This is a genomic window from Actinacidiphila sp. bgisy167, assembly GCF_057707665.1.
Genome location: NZ_JBYIQP010000069.1, coordinates 19,459 through 36,931, shown reverse-complemented (window position 1 = coordinate 36,931; position 17,473 = coordinate 19,459). Strand labels below are relative to the sequence as shown.

The window sequence follows — 17,473 nt, the reverse complement described above, 5'->3', positions numbered from 1 at the left end:
GAAGGAGTTCAACGGCGAGGCTGACCACGTCCACCTGCTCGTGCACTACCCGCCGAAGGTCGCGCTCGCCAGCCTGGTCAACAGCCTCAAGGGCGTCTCCTCCCGCCGCCTGCGCGCGGAGTTCACCGGCCGGGTCAACCGGGCGATCATGCACGGCCGGTTCTGGTCGCCCTCATATTTCGCCGGCTCGTGCGGCGGTGCGCCGCTCCAAGTGGTCAAGGACTACATCGCGCAGCAGAAGCGCCCGGACTGAGCGCGGCCAACCGTGGGCCCGGGTAGACCGTGCGGACCCGCGCCCACGGTTGAGGTCAGAGCAGTTCTGAGATGCGATTCACCCCCGGCCTGAAGGCCGGGGCACTCTCACAAGATCAGCGGTAGATCGCGGCGATCTCGTCCGCGAAGTCCCGCAGCACCACGTTGCGCTTCAGCTTGAGCGAGGGCGTCACATGACCGGACTCCTCGGTGAACTGCGTCGCCAGGACGCGGAACTTCTTCACCGCCTCCGCCTGGGACACCGCGGCGTTGCCGTCGTCGACCGCCGACTGCACCTCGGCCAGCAGCTCCGGGTCCTCGCGCAACTCGGCTGCACTGCGGGCGGACTTGCCGTGCTGCGCGGCCCAGCGGGGCAGGAACTCCTCGTCCAGGGTGACCAGCGCGCCGACGAAGGGCTTGCCGTCGCCGACCACCATGCACTCCGCGATCAGCGCATGGGCGCGGATCCGGTCCTCGATCACCGCCGGGGCCACGTTCTTGCCGCCCGCGGTGACGATGAGCTCCTTCTTGCGGCCGGTGATGGTGATGTAGCCGTCCTCGTCGAGCGTCCCGATGTCACCGGTGTGGAACCAGCCGTCGGTGACGGCCTCGGCGGTGGCCGCCTCGTTGTTCCAGTAGCCCGAGAACAGGTGCTCGCCGTGGAGCAGCACCTCGCCGTCGTCGGCGATGCGGACGGTGGAGCCCGGCAGCGGCTGGCCGACGGTGCCGATCTTGGTGCGGTCCCAGGGGTTGAAGGCGGTGGCCGCGCAGGACTCGGTCAGACCGTAGCCCTCCAGAACCGTGAAGCCGATGCCGCGGTAGAAGTGGCCGAGCCGCTCGCCCAGCGGCGCGCCGCCGGAGACCGAGTACTCGGCGCGGCCGCCGAGCACGGCGCGCAGCTTGCCGTAGACCAGCAGGTCGAAGATCCTGTGCCGGAACCTCAGGCCCAGCGAGGGGCCGCTCGCCGAGTCCAGCGCACGGCTGTACGCGATCGCCACCTCGGTGGCCCGGTCGAAGATCTTCCCCTTGCCGTCCGCCTGCGCCTTGGCGCGCGCGGCGTTGTAGACCTTCTCGAAGACCCGCGGCACGCCCAGCAGCAGCGTCGGCCGGAAGGCGGCCAGATCGGCGGTGAGGTTCCTGACGTCGCCGACGAGCCCGAGCTTGACCGGCGCCATGACGGCGGCGACCTCGACCAGCCGGCCGAAGACGTGCGCCAGCGGCAGGAAGAGCAGGATCGAGGAGTCGCCGGTGCGGAAGAGCGGCTTCAGGCGTTCCACGACGTTGCCGCACTCGGCGAAGAACGCGCGGTGGGTGAGCACACAGCCCTTGGGGCGTCCGGTGGTGCCCGAGGTGTACACGATGGTGGCCGGCGAGTCGGCGGTGGCCAGGGAGGTGCGCTCGTCCACCGTCGCGTCGGCGACGTCCGCGCCTGCCGCGCCGAGGGCCTCGACCGCGCCCCCCTCGATCCGCCACACGTGCTTGAGTTGCGGCAGGCGGTCGCGCACCGACTCGAGGGACTTCTCGTGGGCCTCGGTCTCCACGATGGCCGCGACGGCGCCGGAGTCACCGAGGATCCACTCGATCTGCTCGGCGGAGGAGGTCTCGTAGACGGGGACGGTGACCGCGCCGGCGCTCCAGACGGCGAAGTCGAAGAGGGTCCACTCGTACCGCGTGCGGGAGATCAGGGCCACCCGCTCCCCGGGCTGCACGCCCGCGGCGATCAGGCCCTTCGCGGCGGTCCGGACGTCCGCGAGGAAGGCGGCGGCGGTGACGTCGGCCCAGTCTCCGGCCGCGGTCTTCCGGGCGATGACGGGAACATCGGGGTGCTGAGCGGCGTTGCGGCGGATGAGGTCCGTCAGGTTCCCGTCAGCGGGGACCTCGTAGAGAGCCGGAAGGCTGAACTCGCGCAAACTGCTGCTCCTCATCGGCGCCGGCTGCGGGGCGGGCTGCGTCCGCTGTGCGGTTGAGCGGGGAACGGTCGGCCTGGACGTTACCCACCGGTAAAGTTCTGCGGTAGAGGGCACCGTGTAGATGTTTTGTGTGACACGGTTCTCTACGCGCGGTGAGCGCACCGCGGCCCGGCGCGGATCCGCTGGTCGGAAGCGTAGTCGAGCCCCTCGGTGACCCGCAGGTAACCGAGGCGTCCGGGTGCGCCTCCCCGGGGCCGCCCGGCGCGTCCTAGAGTGATCGTCATGCGGGTCCATGTCGTCAGTGACGTCCACGGTGCCGCCGAGGCCCTCACCCAGGCCGGCGACGGCGCCGACGCGCTGGTCTGTCTCGGCGACCTGATCCTCTTCCTCGACTACGCCGACCACTCCCGGGGCATCTTCCCCGACCTGTTCGGCGCCGAGAACGCCTCCCGCATGGTCGGCCTGCGCACGGCGCTGCGCTGGGACGAGGCCCGCGCCCTCGACCGCGAGCTGTGGGCCGGGCTCGGCACCGACCGGCGCACCGCCATCGAGGCCGCCGTGCGCCGGCAGTACGCCGAACTGTTCGCCGCCTTCCCCACCCCCACCTACGCCACCTACGGCAACGTCGACATCCCCGCGCTCTGGCCGGAGTACGCCCGGCCCGGCACCACGGTGCTGGACGGCGCCACCGCCGAGATCGGCGGCCTGGTCTTCGGCTTCGTCGGCGGCGGGCTGCGCACCCCCTACCGCACCCCGTACGAGATCGACGACGAGACGTACGCCGCCAAGGTGGAGGCACTCGGCCGCGTCGACGTTCTCTGCTCGCACATCCCTCCCGCCGTCCCGGAGCTCTGCTACGACACCGTCGCCCGCCGTTTCGAACGCGGCAGCGAGGCGCTGCTCGACGCGATCCGCCGGACGCGCCCCAAGTACGCGCTCTTCGGTCACGTCCACCAGCCGCTCGTGCGGCGGATGCGCCTGGGGACGACCGAATGCGTGAATGTCGGCCATTTCAACTCCACCCGAACGCCCTGGGCCCTGCAGTGGTGAGCGGCCCGGCGGTCTGCGGCCGCCCGACCAGGCGGTAGCCTTCACCAGCAGACATACGACAGCAGGTACGACGCGACGCCCCGGAGGGCCACGGCGATGGCGGAACACACCAGGTCGAGCATCACGATCGACGCGGCCCCGGCCGACGTCATGGACGTCATCGCGGACTTCGCCCGTTACCCGGAGTGGACCGGCGAGGTGAAGGAGGCCGAGATCCTCTCCACCGGCGGGGACGGCCGAGCCGAGCAGGTCCGGCTCCTCCTGGACGCGGGCGCGATCAAGGACGACCACACCCTCGCCTACACCTGGGTCGGCGGCACCGAGGTCCGCTGGACCCTGGTCAAGTCCCAGATGCTGCGCACCCTGGACGGCGCCTACGTCCTGGCCCCGCTCGAGGACGGCAAGCGCACCGAGGTCACCTACCAGCTGACCGTCGACGTCAAGATCCCCATGCTCGGCATGATCAAGCGCAAGGCCGAGAAGGTCATCATCGACCGCGCCCTGGCCGGCCTCAAGAAGCGCGTCGAGTCTCAGGGCTGACGTGCGGACACTGCTGGTCACCGGTACGGGTGGCGCCGGGCGCACGACAGTGGCCGCCGCCACCGCCGTGGCCGCGAGCGCGCCCGGACGACGCGTACTGCTGCTCTCCACCGACCGCGACGCCTCCCTGGAACGAGTGCTGGAACCGGCGCCCGCCCCTGCCGAGGGCGCAGGTGAACGGCGGGAGGCCGGGGCCGCCCCGCGCATCGCCCCCGTCCCGTCCGTCCCCGGCCTGTGGGCCGGGCGCCTGGACGCGGCCGCCGCCTTCCGGGCCGACGCCCAAGCCGTGCAGCAGCGCCTGGGCTCCCTGCTCGACCTGCTCGGCGCGGCGCCGCTGGACCCGGAGGAACTCACCGAACTCCCCGGCGCCGACGCCTTCGCGCTGCTGCGCGCCCTGCGCGACACCGCCGGGGGATGGGACCTCGTGGTCGTCGACCTCCCGCCCGTCCACGAAGCCCTCGCCGCGCTGGCGCTGCCCGCGCAACTGCGCCGCTACATCGACCGGTTGGTGCCGCGGGAACGGCAGGCCGCCCGTGCCCTGCGCCCCGTCCTCGCCCAGCTCGCCGGCGTGCCCGCGCCCGGCGCCTGGGCCTACGAGGCCGCCGCCCGCGCCGACCGCGAACTGGCCGCCGCCCAGGCCGTGATCGAGGACGCGGCCACGACGGTCCGGCTCGTCGTGGCCCCCGGCGCGCACGCCGCCGACGCGGTGCGCCGGGCCCGCACCGGACTGGCCCTGTACGGCCATCGCCTCGAGGCGGTCGTCGTCAACCGGCTGCTGCCCGACGGGTCGCCGGACCCGTGGCTGGCCGAACTGGCGGGCCACCGCCGCAAGGAAGTGCGCGCCCTGCGCGCGGAACTCGCCGGCACGCCCACCGCGCTGCACGAGGTGCCCCACCTCGGCCGTGAACCGCGCGGCGCCGGGGACCTCGCCCGGCTCGCCGCCCAGCCGCCCGGCGACGCGCCCGAGGGCCCCGCGGCTTTGCCGTGGAGCACCGAGGACCGGCTCGCCGACGAGGGCCATTTCCTGTGGCGGCTGCCGCTGCCGGGCGCGACACGCGAGACCGTCGACCTCGTGCGCCGGGGCGACGAACTCGTCGTCGACGCCGAGGGGCACCGCCGCATCCTCCCGCTGCCCTCCGCGCTGCGCCGCTGCAGCGTGGCCGGCGCCGCGCTCCGCGACGGCTCCCTGCAGGTCCGGTTCGTCCCGGATCCCGGTCTTTGGCCCCGCTGAACAGCGAACACTGATACCGCCGCCCCCGTTCGGGTACCGTCGTTGGTACCAAGCCGGAGCCTTACGGAGCCACCATGAGCGAATCCACGGACCGCGCGGCCCGCCCCGACGACACCCATTCCGACGCCTGGGCCAAGGCGAGCGCGGAGGACATCGCCGCCGAGAACGCACGCCGGCGGCAGCAGAGCGGCCAGACCCCCGGCAGCGCGGGCGAGGAACTGCGGCGCCTGGCGGAAGCCGTCACGGACCGGCTGTCGATGCTCCGCAACCCCGCCGCCGAGATGGCGGCTCAGGGACTGATCTCCCAGGTCAAGCAGGCCGTGGAGCCGATCGTCGAGCGCAACCCCGAGGTCTTCGACCACCTCGCGGCCGCGGGCGCCGAGCTGCTGGCCGCCTACCGCGCCGCAGTGAGCGGGCAGGAACGCCGCTGGACCTCCGGCGGGGACACCCCGCCCAGCGAGCGCATCGACCTGGACTGAGCGGCGCCACGACACAGCGGCGCCACGGCGGCGCGACGCGGACCCGGCGTGAAACACCGGGCCCGGACAGGGCGTGCCCTGCCCTCCGGTACGGTTGGACGCAGCGGGGATCGACCGACTACTGAGGGACACATGGGACTCACCATCGGCGTCGACATCGGCGGCACGAAGATCGCGGCCGGCGTGGTCGACGAGGAAGGCGCGATCCTCGAGATCGTCAAGGTGCCGACCCCGCAGACCTCCGAGGGTGTCGTCGATGCCATCGCGACAGCGGTGCACGACGTCAGCGCCAACCACACGGTCGAGGCCGTCGGCATCGGCGCCGCCGGCTACGTCGATGACAAGCGCGCCACCGTGCTCTTCGCGCCCAACATCCGGTGGCGCCACGAGCCGCTGAAGGACAAGGTCGAGCAGCGCGTCGGGCTGCCGGTCGTCGTCGAGAACGACGCCAACGCCGCAGCCTGGGGCGAGTACCGCTTCGGCGCGGGCCAGGGCCACGACGACGTCATCTGCATCACCCTGGGCACCGGCCTCGGCGGCGGCATCATCATCGGCAACAAGCTGCGCCGCGGCCGCTTCGGCGCGGCCGGCGAGTTCGGCCACATCCGCATGGTCCCCGACGGCCTGCTGTGCGGCTGCGGCAGCCAGGGCTGCTGGGAGCAGTACGCCTCCGGCCGCGCACTGGTGCGCTACGCCAAGCAGCGGGCCGTCGCCCAACCGGAGAACGCCGCGCTTCTGCTGTCGCTGGGCGACGGCACGCCCGAGGGCATCCAGGGCCAGCACGTCAGCCGCGCCGCGCGCGAGGGCGACAAGGTCGCCGTCGACTCCTTCCGCGAGCTCGCCCGCTGGGCCGGCGCCGGCCTGGCCGACCTGGCCTCGCTCTTCGACCCCTCCGCCTTCATCGTCGGCGGCGGTGTCTCCGACGAGGGCGAACTCGTCCTGGAGCCCATCCGCAAGTCCTTCCGCCGTTGGCTGGTCGGCGGCCAGTACCGGCCGCACGCGCAGGTCCTCGCCGCCCAACTCGGCGGCCAGGCCGGGCTCGTCGGCGCGGCCGACCTCGCCCGCCAGGGATAGCCTCCGGAGGTCGCCCGTACGGTGCCGGCGCCCTCGTGCCCTCGGTCGGGGTGCGGGGGCGCCGGCGTCGGTGGGCGGTCCTGCGTCGTGTGGTGCTCGCGTCGTTCGGCGTCAGGACAGGCAGCACGGGCAGGACAGGCAGCACGAGCAGGACAGGGTCCGGGACGGGCTGGGCTGGGCTGGGCAGGCCGGGTTCCGGCGGCAGCCCGCCGTTCCCGCCCCTCCTGCGCCGCCCCTCCTGCGCCGCCCGGCCTCCCCGCTATCGTGGGCCCGTGAGCGAGGGCCCGCTGCCGGGACTGCCGGCATCCCGTACCGAGCCGGACGGCTCTGCCGTCGTCCGCGTGCTCAGCTACAACATCCGTTCGATGCGCGACGACACCGCGGCACTCGCCCGGGTGATCCGCGCTTGCGACCCCGACCTCGCACTGCTCCAAGAGGCGCCGCGCTTCTTCCGCTGGCGCAAGGCCGTCGCCCGCCTCGCCCGCGCCAGCGGCCTGGTCGCCGTCACCGGCGGGGCCACCGCCACCGGCCCGCTCGTGCTGTCCTCGCTGCGTGTGCATGTCGAACGCGCCGAGGACGTGCTGCTGCCCCGCACACCCGGCCTGCACCGGCGCGGGTTCGCCACCGCCGTGGTGCGCGTCGGCGGCGCCCGCCTGTCCGTCGTCAGCTGCCACCTCTCCCTGCAGGCCCGCGAGCGCTACGACCAGGGCGGCATGCTGCTCGACCGGCTCGCCGCCATGGGCGAGGCCCACGCGGTCGTGGGCGGCGACCTCAACGACCGCCCCCACGGCCGCACCTTCCGCCTGCTTGCCGACGCCCTGCAGGACGCCTGGGCCGTCCGGCCCTGGGGCGGCGAGCACACCTCCACCCCGTACGACCCGCACCAGCGGATCGACGCGATCTTCACCACCGAGGGGGTGGAGGTCCTCGGCTGCGGGGTCCCGTACGGCCTGCCCGGCGTCACCCCGCACGATCTGAGGGCGGCCACGGACCACCTTCCCGTCCTGGCCGCCCTCAGGGTGCCCGCCTCCGCCTGACGACGGTCGCCGTGTCAGACGACGGCGCCGCCGCCCGGAAGGTCGTCGTCCTCGTCCCCGCCCGGACGCATGCGCGTCACCAGGGTGCCGAAGCCGCCGAGGAAGCCGCCGACGCCGACGGTGACCGCCCACCACGGCATCGGCTCACGGAAGAGGACGAAACCGAAGATCAGCAGGGGACCGCCGACGGCGGCGAGCCAGGCGAACTTCGTCGTCACGTCCGCCTCCGGGAGCGGTGGCGGCTCCGGCGGCACGTAGTGGCCCTCGTCGTCGTCCTCGTCCAGCTCGTAGTCGCGGGGACCGGACAGCACGGGGTGCAGGACGATGCGCGTCGAGTCCGGTGCCGAGGGCAGCGCTGACGGGTCCGCCGCGGAATCGCGCCCCTCACGCTCGCCGTCCGCCGCTGCTCCGTCGCCGCCGTCGGACGCGGGGACGTCCTCGGCGGCGGGCCAGGAGCCCGTCCCGGGCTCGGGGTCCTTCTCGTACGCCGCGACGAGCTCGGCCCACGCCGACTCCTCGTCCAGCGGCGCGCGCTCCGGCTCGCCGCCCTCCGGCACCTGCCGGCGCTCCTCCTCTGGCTCAGCCACTGGCCGCGTCCTCCTTCTCCGCCTGCTCTCCCGCACCCGAGAGCCGCTCCACGAAGGCGTACGACTGCTCGAAGATCGTCTGCGCGTCGTGGTCCAGCGTCGCGACGTGGTAGCTGCGTTCCAGGACCGTCTCCGTGACGTCCGTCGAGGACACCCGGCTCAGCACGACCGCCGAGTTCGACGGGTGCACCACGTGGTCGACCCGGCTGCGCAGCAGCAGGAGCGGCTGCGTCACCTGCGGCAGCTCGTGCCGCACCAACCTCCAGAAGTGGGTGAGCGAGTGCACGGCCCGCAGCGGGGTGCGGTCGTAGCCGACCTCCTCGGAGCCCTCCTTGGCGATGTCGCTCGCGATGCCCGGCACGGAGGGGACGAAGTGGCGCAGCAGGGGCACGGCCTTCAGCTGGTGGCTGTCGGCCTTGACCGAGGGGTTGACCAGGACGACGCCGCCGACCGCGGCGCCGTGCTGCGCGGCCAGGTGCAGGGTCAGAGCCCCGCCCATGGACATTCCGAAGACGAACACGCGGTCACAGCGCCGGGACAGGGCGCGGAATTCCCGGTCGACCTCCGCGTACCAGTCCTCCCAGCCGGTCTGCTGCATGTCCTGCCAGCGTGTGCCGTGCCCCGGCAGCAGCGGCACGGACACGGTCAGGTCCCGCTGGGCGAGGTATTCGGCCCACGGCCGCAGGGACTGCGGTGTGCCGGTGAACCCATGGCACAGCAGAACGCCGAACGCACCGCCGTCGTGGCGGTAGGGCTCGGCTCCGGGCATCAGCGGCACCGTACGTCTCCCGTGTGTTCGGTGGAATGCGCGAAAGAGATACCTCACAGTACGCGGACGGCCGAGACGGGGGGAGAGCACCGGCGGATCTGGCGTTAAGGTCTTCCCGTCAGACTCAGGAGGTCATCGCTTGTTGTACGGCGTGATGAAGATCGCCATCGGCCATCCCCTGCGAGCCGCCTTCCGGCCGTGGGTGGAGGGGCTGGAGCACGTCCCCAAGCAGGGACCGGCGATCCTGGCGAGCAACCACCTGTCCTTCTCGGACTCCTTCTTCCTGCCCGCCGTGCTCGACCGCAAGGTCACCTTCATCGCCAAGGCCGAGTACTTCACCACGCCCGGCATCAAGGGCAAGCTGACCGCCGCCTTCTTCAAGGGCGTCGGCCAGCTGCCCGTGGACCGCTCCGGCGCCCGCGGCGCCGGCGAGGCGGCGATCAACAGCGGGATAAAGGTCATCGAGTCGGGTGAGCTCTTCGGCATCTACCCCGAGGGCACCCGCTCGCCCGACGGCCGCCTCTACCGCGGCAAGCCGGGCGGCCTGGCCCGCATCGCGCTGGCCACCGGCGCTCCCGTGATCCCGGTCGCCATGATCGACACGGAGAAGATCCAGCCGCCCGGCCAGGTGATGCCCAAGCTGATGCGCCCCGGCATCCGGATCGGCAAGCCGCTGGACTTCAGCCGTTACATGGGCATGGAGCACGACCGCTTCATCCTGCGCTCGGTCACCGACGAGGTGATGTACGAGATCATGAAGCTCTCCGGCCAGGAGTACGTGGACATCTACGCGACCGCCGCCAAGCGGCAGATCGCCGAGGCGGCGAAGCAGCAGCAGGGCGGGTCCTAGCCGGACGCGCCAGGGGGACGGGGGACGGGGGAGGCCCATGGCAGGGGAGGGGTCCGGCGCGACCGGGGGGAAGCCAGGCGCTTGTGGGGGCAGGAGCGGCGCGACTGGGGCCGGCACCGGCCCCGCCGGACGGAGCACCGGCGGGCCGACCGCCGCACCGCCCGCACGCGCCCCCCGCATGTCCGTCGAGCAGCCGCTGTGGCGCGCCCTCACCGGCTACCGTCTGCTGACCGCCGCGTACGCCGTCGGGCTCTACGCCGTCGCCTACCGCGAGCACGCACACCCCCTCGCGGGCGCTGCCTACATGGCGGTGCTCGCGGTGTGGACGCTGGCGACCACCGGCAAGGTGAGCTCGCCCCGGCGCTGCACCCGGCCGTTCCTCGTCGCCGACCTCGGTGTCGCCCTCACCGGCATTCTCCTCACCCCGTTCGTCGAGTCCCACCAGCGCATCCTCGACGGGGGCCCCACCCTGCCCTCGATCTGGACCGCGGGCTCCGTACTCGCCTTCGCCGTCAAGGGCGGCTGGCGCTGGGCGGCGGCCGCCTCCTGCCTCGTCGGCGCGGCCAACCTCGTCGAGCGCGGCACCGCGGCTCGCGACACCCTTCACAACGTGCTGCTGGTCGCCATCGCCAGCATCGCCATCGGATACGTCGTCGAGGTCGCCCGCGCCAGCGAGCGCACCCTCGCCCGCGCCCTGCAGATCGAGGCCGCCACCCGCGAGCGGGAGCGGCTGGCCCGCGACATCCACGACAACGTGCTGCAGGTGCTCGCCATGGTGCAGCGCCGCGGCGCCGAGATCGGCGGCGAGGCGGATGCGCTCGGCCGCATGGCGGGTGAACAGGAGGCCGCCCTGCGCGCCCTGGTCACCGACGGGGCCGCCGCCCTGCCCTCGCCGCGCGACGGCGCCCCCGTCGACGCGGACACCGGCGAGGACCCGGACGCGCCCCGCGACCTGCGCGCGCTGCTCACCGCGTACGGCAGCGCCCGGGTCACCGTCTCCGCCCCCGGGACCCCCGTCCTCGTCCCGGCCCGCGCCGCCCGCGAACTCGCCGGCGCCGTCGGCGCCGCCCTGGAGAACGTCCGGCGGCACGCCGGCGAGGACGCACACGCCTGGATCCTGGTCGAGGACGAACCCGACGCCGTGCTGGTCAGCGTCCGCGACGACGGACCCGGCATCCCCGAGGGCCGCCTCGCCGCCGCCGAGGCCGAGGGCAGGCTCGGGGTCGCCCAGTCCATCCGCGGCAGGCTCCGGGACCTCGGCGGCACGGCGGACGTGGTGTCGGTGCCCGGGCAGGGGACAGAAGTCGAGTTGAGGCTCGCGAAACGAGGGAGGAGATTGGGGTCATGGCCGTGAAGGTGATGGTGGTCGACGACCACCCCATGTGGCGGGACGCGGTCGCCCGCGACCTCACCGAGGCCGGGTACGTGGTGGTGGCCACCGCCGGGGACGGCCCGGAGGCGGTGCGGCGCGCCAAGGCGGCCATGCCCGAGGTGCTCGTCCTCGACCTCAACCTCCCGGGCCTGTCGGGCGTCCAGGTCTGCAAGGACGTCATCGCCGACAACCCCGCGCTGCGGGTGCTGGTGCTCTCCGCGAGCGGCGAGCACGCGGACGTCCTGGAAGCCGTGAAGTCCGGCGCCACCGGTTACCTGCTGAAGTCCGCCGGCCGCGAGGAACTCCTCGACGCCGTCCGTCGCACCGCCGTGGGCGACCCCGTCTTCACCCCCGGCCTCGCCGGCCTCGTGCTCGGCGAGTACCGCCGCCTCGCCTCCGACCCGGCCCCGGCCGTGGCCGACACCCCTGAGGCGCCCCGCCTCACCGACCGGGAGACCGAGGTCCTGCGGCTCGTCGCCAAGGGCCTCAGTTACAAGCAGATCGCCGAGCGGCTGGTCATCTCGCACCGCACCGTCCAGAACCACGTGCAGAACACCCTCGGCAAGCTCCAGCTCCACAACCGCGTCGAACTCGTCCGCTACGCCATCGAACGCGGACTGGACGACGAGTAACCCCGGCCGGCGCCGTCCCCGGGGGCGCGCCCGCACGCGCGCCGCACGCCCCCCGGACGAGTGAAATCGGCGCGCCAACTTCCCAGTGGAGCGAGGGATTTCACCGAACGGCCCATCCCACCTGTGATGCCGGTCACGCTAGCGTCGTGGACGCAGGCAAAAGGTGCGAACCGGAAGGGATGGATCATGCGAGTTGGCGTGCTGACCGGCGGCGGAGACTGCCCCGGGCTCAACGCGGTCATCCGGGCCATCGTGCGCAAGGGAGTCCAGGAGTACGGATACGAGTTCACCGGATTCAGGGACGGCTGGCACGGCCCCCTCGAGGGCGACACCGTGCCGCTCGACATCCCCGCCGTGCGCGGCATCCTCCCGCGCGGCGGCACGATCCTCGGCTCGTCCCGCACGAACCCGCTGAAGGCGGAGAACGGCGTGCGCCGCGTCAAGGAGAACCTGGCCAAGTACGAGGTCGACGCCCTCGTCGCGATCGGCGGCGAGGACACCCTCGGCGTCGCCACCGCCCTGTCGGACGAGTACGGCGTGCCCTGCGTCGGCGTCCCCAAGACCATCGACAACGACCTGGCGGCCACCGACTACACCTTCGGCTTCGACACGGCCGTCAACATCGCCACCGAGGCCATCGACCGCCTCCACACCACCGCCGAGTCGCACATGCGCGTCCTCGTCGTCGAGGTGATGGGCCGCCACGCCGGCTGGATCGCCCTGCACTCCGGCCTCGCCGGCGGCGCCAACGCGATCCTCATCCCCGAGCAGCGCTTCGACCTCGACCAGGTCTGCGCCTGGGTGGAGAGCCGCTTCAAGATCCGCTACGCGCCCATCGTCGTGGTCGCCGAGGGCGCCATGCCGAAGGACGGCGACATGGTGCTCAAGGACCAGTCGCTCGACTCCTTCGGACACGTCCGCCTCTCCGGCGTCGGCGAATGGCTCGCCAAGGAGATCGAGCGGCGCACCGGCAAGGAGGCCCGCACCACCGTGCTCGGGCACGTCCAGCGCGGCGGCACCCCCAGCGCCTTCGACCGCTGGCTCGCCACCCGCTTCGGCCTCCACGCCATCGACGCGGTCCGCGACCAGGACTGGGGCACGATGGTGGCCCTGCGCGGCACGGAGATCGTCCGCGTCCCGCTCCGCGACGCGACGACCCAGCTCAAGACGGTCGATCCGAGCCTCTACACCGAGGCCGGCGTCTTCTTCGGGTAAACACCGCGTTTCCTCGGCGCCGTCTGCGCTTCCACCGCTTGCCATGGGCGATCACGCGGCCGTACATTCCCTGCACCCGGCTTGTCCGGCCGCTTCGTTTATCCCCTTTGAGCACATGAGGAGCGCCCGGAATGGCGGGTGTACTGGCGGTCGCAGGCGGCACCGCATCCGGCAAGTCAACCCTTGCCGAGGCCCTGTCGCTGCAGTGTCCCGAGAGCATCGCACTGGTCCATCTGGACGACTACTACGTGCCCGCGCACGATCCCCTGAGGGGCGTGTGGACGGTCAGCGCCGGCGGGCACGCCATCCTCGACTGGAACCATCCCGGTTCCATCGACGAAGCCGCCGTCAGCGCCGCGATCGACGCGGCGCTGGCGCGGCCCGGCGTCCGGCTCGTGGTCGTCGAGGGTCTGTTCGCCCTGGCCCTGGCCTCGGTGCGGGAGCGGGCCGACTGGCGGGTGTACGTGGACGCCCCCGACGACATCCGGCTGGCCCGCAAGATCCTGCGCAAGATCGAGGTGCAGCGGCAGGACCCGCGGCTGTCCCTGCTGAACTACCTGCAGAGCGGCCGGGAGCGGCACGCCGTCCATGTGGCGCCCTCCCGGGCGCTGGCCGACCTGGTGGTCGACGGCACCACCGAGGGCCCGGACATGCTGGCCGCCGTCCTGGGCCTGATCGGCCCGGTGCCGGCGCCCGCCCCCGAGGCCGTGCCCGACCAACTCCCCGCCCGCCCGCGGCGGCCCCGCGCCGCCGCCTCCCGCACGCGCCACCTGCCGGCGGCCGCCGTCTGACCTGCGGCCAGGCACGGACGGCAGGGCGGCGCGACGTCGCACCCGGAGCGCAGCGCACGCGCGGGGCCGGGCCACGGTCCCGCGCGCCCGTCGCTAACCGGCGACCGCCACCCCTGCCAGGAGTTCCGCCACGATCGCCGGGCCGCGCAGCGTCAGCACCGACTCCGGGTGGAACTGGACGCCCGCGAAGCCCGGGCCGCGCAGTGCGTGGACGTCGCCGGTGGCCGGGTCGCGGCTCAGCTCGACCCGGTGCATGGCGAGCTCTTCGGCTGCCGCGTCGTCGCAGCGGGCGGTGAAGGAGTTGTAGAACCCCACGGTCTCGGCCCGTCCGAACAGGTCGATCCGCGTCTGCGCGCCCTGGAAGGGGACGCGCTTGCGGACGATGTCGAGGCCGAGCTCGGCGGCGATCAGTTCGTGGCCGAGGCAGACCCCGAGCAGGCCGTGCCGGTGGCCGCGGACGAGTTGGGCGGTGAGGCCCCGCAGAAGCGCCATCTTGGGGTCGGCGGTGTCGCACGGGTCGCCTGGCCCCGGGCCGAGGACGACCGGGCCCCGATGCGTCAGAGCCGTCTCGCGCAGCCCGGCCTCGTCGAAGCGCCGCACGGTGACCTGCAGCCCGGACGACCGCAGCACATGCGCGAGCATCGCGGTGAAGGTGTCCTCGCCGTCCACGACGAGTGCGTGCCCGGCCGGATCGGCGGGCTCCGCCGTCCGCATCCGCAGCCAGAACGGCGCCAGGTTCGCCCGGCGGGAGTCCAGCGCCGCCCGCACCCGGATGTCGTCCGCGAGGCGCGGGCGGTCCTCGTCGGCCGGCCGCGGCGCGCCTCCAGGCCGCGCCCCCAGCGCCGCCAGCACTCCCGCCGCCTTGGCGTGCGTCTCGGCGACCTCCGCGTAGGGGTCGGAGCGGCGCACCAGCGTCGCGCCGACGGGCACCTTCAGCACGCCCTTGGCGTCGATGTCCGCCGTGCGGATGAGGATCGGCGAGTCCAGTGTCTGCGCGCCGCCCGCGTCCCGCCCGATCAGCGCCAGCGCGCCCGCGTAGTAGCCGCGGCCGCCGGGCTCGTAGCGCTCGATCACCCGGCAGGCGTTCTGCACCGGCGAGCCGGTGACCGTCGCCGCGAACATCGTCTCGCGCAGGACGTCCCGCACGTCCATGGTGCTGCGGCCGCGCAGCTCGTACTCGGTGTGCGCCAGGTGCGCCATCTCCTTCAGGCGCGGCCCCACGACGACGCCCCCGAGGTCGCCGACGGTGCACATCATCTTGAGTTCCTCGTCCACGACCATCGTCAGCTCCTCCACCTCCTTGGCGTCGCGCAGGAAGGCGAGCAGCCCCTCGGCGTCCGGCCCCTGAGCGGGGTAGCGGTAGGTGCCGCTGATGGGGTTCATGACGACCGTGCCGCCCGCCATCCGCACATGCACCTCCGGGCTCGCCCCGACCAGCGTCCGCTCGGGCGTGCGCACCACGAACGTCCAGTAGGCGCCGCGCTCGCCGTCGAGCAGCCGCCGGAAGAGCGCGAGCGCGTCGACGGCCGCGAACCCCGGGATCGTGCCGCGGAAGGTGCGCCGGATGACGAAGTTGGCACCCTCGCCGCGTCCGATCTCGTCCGCGATGACGCGCTCCACGATCCCGGCGTAGGTGTGGTCGTCGACGTCGAAGGCCCCGCCCTCGACCTGCACGGCGTGCGCGGGCAGGGCCGCCATGAGCTCGGGCAGCGGCAGCTCGTACGTCTCCTGGGGGCGGAGCACCAGCAGCGGCGTCCCGTCGTCGCGCACCTCGAAGCCGCGCTCCCTGATCTGCGCGAAGGGCACCAGTGCCAGCGCGTCCACCGCGGGCCGGGCTCCCTCGGGGGGCCCGGTGGGCAGCGTGATGCCGGTCAGCAGCTCCGCCGTCCCGACGGGGCCGAGCAGCACCTCGACGGTGTCCGCGTCGCGGCCGGGCGCCCTGCGCCGCAGCAGCGCGAAGGGCGGGCACGCGGGGTCCAGCAGCCGCTCCACGAGTGCGGCGGCGGGGGGTGCGGTGCGGGGATCGCGGTTCTCCACGGCGGTTCCTTCCGGTCTTCGTGAGAAAGGCGGGGGGAAGGACGGCCGCAGGAACGCCGAAGGCCGCCCTTCGGCGGCCTGAGCGTCTGGCTGTGCGTACGCGCTGCTAGTGGGCCGCCGGATCCGCGGTCCACCACCACTGCAGGTGCGTCTGCTGTGCGTACATGTTCCGCACCCTAACCCATCCACCGGTGACCCGGCGGCGGCGTCTCACGCTTTCGGGGCACGGTGGGACATACGGCCCCGGTACGCTCGGGGATGCGTCCAGAATCCCGTCCATGGGAGGAACCATGACCGCCGAACCGCTGCCGGCCTGGGCGATTCCGCCGCGTGGCGGCTTCACCTCGGACGACCTGGACCGCATTCCCGACCTCCCGCCGCACACGGAGTTGATCGACGGGAGCCTGGTGTTCGTGAGCCCGCAGAAGAGCTTCCACTCGCCGGCCATGTACCTGCTGGAGCAGGGTCTGCGGGCGACGGCCCCGGAGACGCTGCGGGTACGGCGGGAGATGAGCGTCGTCCTGAACCGGCGCAACCGGCCCGAGCCGGACCTCGTCCTGGTGCGGGCCGAGGCCGCGAGCGACGGCGCGGACGAGACGGGGTACCAGGCATCCGACGCCGTGCTGGTCGTCGAGGTCGTCTCACCCGACTCCGAGGAGCGGGACCGCAAGCGCAAGCCGCAGCTGTACGCCGAGGCGGGCATCCCGCACTTCTGGCGGGTCGAGAAGGGCGAGGGCCGGCTCCCGGTCGTCTACGTCTTCGAACGGGAGCCGGCCACCGGGACCTACGTCGCCACCGGCATCCACCACGACCGGCTCAAGGTGTCCGTGCCCTTCGCCGTGGACATCGACCTCGGCGGGATCGAGCGGCTGTAGCCGGCTCTCCCGCCGGGTCGGCTCACCGCACGAGTCGCCACAGCGACGCCCATTGCTCGGCCGAGAGGTCCTTGGGGAGGGCGTACGGGGGGACGCGTTCAGCACGCAGCCAGGCGCGCAGCGCCGCGCCGTCGAAGTGCCCGGTGCGGCCGAGGACTTCGCGCAGACCGCGTCCCGGGCCGGTGAACACCCTCTGAACGAAGGCCTGGTAGGCGCGGCGGTCGCCGACGAGAGGCTCCGGGCGCCGGGTCATGCTGAGCAGGCCGCCGTCGACCGAGGGCACCGGGCGGAAGGCGCGCGCGGGGACGCGGGAGTGGAGGGCGAAGCCGTACCAGGGCCACCAGGAGGCGGTGAGCATGCTGGCGCCGCCGACGCCCGCCCGGCGGCGGGCGACCTCCCACTGGACGAGCAGCACCGCGGACTCCCACCGGTCGGCGGCGAGGACCCGCCGCATGATGGTGGTCGTCAGATGGAAGGGCAGATTGCCGACGATCACGTGCGGCTCGCGCGGGAAGCGGTAGCGCAGGACGTCGGCGTTGACGACATGGGCCCCGCGCGGCAGCCGCCGCTGGAGGCGCTGGGCGCGCCCGGGGTCGATCTCCACGGCCGTGAGGGGGCGGCCGGTACGGCTGAGGGGGAGGGTCAGCGCGCCGTCGCCGGGGCCGATCTCGACGATCGGTCCGCTGGTGGCGGCGACAAGGGCCTCGATGGAGGCGATGACCCCGCGGTCGGTGAGGAAGTTCTGGCCGAGCTCGTGCCGGCCGCCCACCAT

At 73.2% G+C, this 17,473-nt stretch carries 18 protein-coding genes; 13 read left to right on the top strand and 5 right to left on the bottom strand.

Features of this window, described 5'->3' with window-relative positions; translation table 11 throughout:
• The coding region (gene tnpA / locus AC3ET4_RS23350) for an IS200/IS605 family transposase (RefSeq protein WP_431952513.1) at positions 1 to 253 on the top strand (253 nt) is incomplete at its 5' end.
• A 115-nt stretch (positions 254 to 368) separates the two neighbouring features.
• Here the strand turns inward: tnpA and AC3ET4_RS23345 are convergent.
• The gene (locus tag AC3ET4_RS23345; RefSeq protein ID WP_431952511.1) at positions 369 to 2,162 is read right to left on the bottom strand and encodes an AMP-dependent synthetase/ligase; all 1,794 of its coding nucleotides are present in this window, start codon (positions 2,160 to 2,162) and stop codon (positions 369 to 371) included.
• Between the two features lie 282 nt (positions 2,163 to 2,444).
• Here AC3ET4_RS23345 and AC3ET4_RS23340 point away from each other — a divergent pair, with 282 nt between their 5' ends.
• The 6 genes from AC3ET4_RS23340 to AC3ET4_RS23315 all read left to right on the top strand — a co-directional run bounded on the left by AC3ET4_RS23340 (position 2,445) and on the right by AC3ET4_RS23315 (position 7,573).
• A complete protein-coding gene (locus tag AC3ET4_RS23340) occupies positions 2,445 to 3,212 on the top strand; it encodes a metallophosphoesterase family protein (RefSeq protein ID WP_431952509.1) in 768 nt (255 codons plus the stop codon).
• Positions 3,213 to 3,308: 96 nt separating this feature from the next.
• Positions 3,309 to 3,752, top strand: coding sequence for an SRPBCC family protein (locus AC3ET4_RS23335; RefSeq protein ID WP_431952507.1), 444 nt, complete (start codon positions 3,309 to 3,311; stop codon positions 3,750 to 3,752).
• A 1-nt stretch (position 3,753) separates the two neighbouring features.
• The gene (locus AC3ET4_RS23330; protein ID WP_431952505.1) at positions 3,754 to 4,983 is read left to right on the top strand and encodes an ArsA family ATPase; all 1,230 of its coding nucleotides are present in this window, start codon (positions 3,754 to 3,756) and stop codon (positions 4,981 to 4,983) included.
• A 74-nt stretch (positions 4,984 to 5,057) separates the two neighbouring features.
• Positions 5,058 to 5,462 carry a DUF5304 family protein gene (locus tag AC3ET4_RS23325; protein ID WP_431952503.1) on the top strand — a complete coding sequence of 135 codons (405 nt, stop codon included), beginning with the start codon at positions 5,058 to 5,060 and terminating at the stop codon, positions 5,460 to 5,462.
• A gap of 132 nt (positions 5,463 to 5,594) precedes the next feature.
• Positions 5,595 to 6,536, top strand: coding sequence for an ROK family glucokinase (locus AC3ET4_RS23320; RefSeq protein ID WP_431952501.1), 942 nt, complete (start codon positions 5,595 to 5,597; stop codon positions 6,534 to 6,536).
• 272 nt (positions 6,537 to 6,808) lie between these two features.
• A complete protein-coding gene (locus AC3ET4_RS23315) occupies positions 6,809 to 7,573 on the top strand; it encodes an endonuclease/exonuclease/phosphatase family protein (RefSeq protein WP_431952499.1) in 765 nt (254 codons plus the stop codon).
• Positions 7,574 to 7,587: 14 nt separating this feature from the next.
• Here AC3ET4_RS23315 and AC3ET4_RS23310 read toward each other — a convergent pair whose 3' ends face one another.
• Together AC3ET4_RS23310 and AC3ET4_RS23305 are read right to left on the bottom strand one after the other, a co-directional pair.
• Positions 7,588 to 8,160 (bottom strand): hypothetical protein, encoded by a 573-nt coding sequence (locus AC3ET4_RS23310; RefSeq protein WP_431952497.1) that lies wholly within the window; start codon positions 8,158 to 8,160, stop codon positions 7,588 to 7,590.
• Entirely contained in the window at positions 8,153 to 8,938 is a 786-nt protein-coding gene (locus AC3ET4_RS23305; protein WP_431952495.1) for an alpha/beta hydrolase, read from the bottom strand. The genes AC3ET4_RS23310 and AC3ET4_RS23305 overlap by 8 nt, the downstream gene beginning before the upstream one ends.
• A gap of 130 nt (positions 8,939 to 9,068) precedes the next feature.
• Here AC3ET4_RS23305 and AC3ET4_RS23300 point away from each other — a divergent pair, with 130 nt between their 5' ends.
• The 5 genes from AC3ET4_RS23300 to AC3ET4_RS23280 all read left to right on the top strand — a co-directional run bounded on the left by AC3ET4_RS23300 (position 9,069) and on the right by AC3ET4_RS23280 (position 13,789).
• Positions 9,069 to 9,779, top strand: a complete 711-nt coding sequence (locus AC3ET4_RS23300) for a lysophospholipid acyltransferase family protein (protein ID WP_431952493.1) — start codon at positions 9,069 to 9,071, stop codon at positions 9,777 to 9,779.
• Between the two features lie 178 nt (positions 9,780 to 9,957).
• Complete coding sequence (gene macS / locus AC3ET4_RS23295) at positions 9,958 to 11,133, top strand: MacS family sensor histidine kinase (protein ID WP_431952491.1); 1,176 nt, start codon at positions 9,958 to 9,960, stop codon at positions 11,131 to 11,133.
• Positions 11,124 to 11,783 (top strand): response regulator, encoded by a 660-nt coding sequence (locus tag AC3ET4_RS23290; RefSeq protein ID WP_431952489.1) that lies wholly within the window; start codon positions 11,124 to 11,126, stop codon positions 11,781 to 11,783. The genes macS and AC3ET4_RS23290 overlap by 10 nt, the downstream gene beginning before the upstream one ends.
• A 186-nt stretch (positions 11,784 to 11,969) precedes the next feature.
• Positions 11,970 to 12,998 (top strand): 6-phosphofructokinase, encoded by a 1,029-nt coding sequence (locus AC3ET4_RS23285; RefSeq protein WP_431952487.1) that lies wholly within the window; start codon positions 11,970 to 11,972, stop codon positions 12,996 to 12,998.
• A 131-nt stretch (positions 12,999 to 13,129) separates the two neighbouring features.
• The gene (locus AC3ET4_RS23280) at positions 13,130 to 13,789 is read left to right on the top strand and encodes a uridine kinase family protein (RefSeq protein WP_431952485.1); all 660 of its coding nucleotides are present in this window, start codon (positions 13,130 to 13,132) and stop codon (positions 13,787 to 13,789) included.
• Between the two features lie 93 nt (positions 13,790 to 13,882).
• Here the strand turns inward: AC3ET4_RS23280 and AC3ET4_RS23275 are convergent, their stop codons facing one another.
• Entirely contained in the window at positions 13,883 to 15,826 is a 1,944-nt protein-coding gene (locus tag AC3ET4_RS23275) for an anthranilate synthase family protein (RefSeq protein WP_431952483.1), read from the bottom strand.
• A gap of 290 nt (positions 15,827 to 16,116) precedes the next feature.
• Between AC3ET4_RS23275 and AC3ET4_RS23270 the strand changes: the two genes are divergently transcribed.
• Positions 16,117 to 16,701 carry a Uma2 family endonuclease gene (locus AC3ET4_RS23270; protein WP_431952521.1) on the top strand — a complete coding sequence of 195 codons (585 nt, stop codon included), beginning with the start codon at positions 16,117 to 16,119 and terminating at the stop codon, positions 16,699 to 16,701.
• Between the two features lie 22 nt (positions 16,702 to 16,723).
• On the opposite strand, the gene erm is transcribed toward AC3ET4_RS23270, so the two are convergent.
• Positions 16,724 to 17,473 (bottom strand): 23S ribosomal RNA methyltransferase Erm, encoded by a 750-nt coding sequence (gene erm / locus AC3ET4_RS23265; RefSeq protein ID WP_431952519.1) that lies wholly within the window; start codon positions 17,471 to 17,473, stop codon positions 16,724 to 16,726.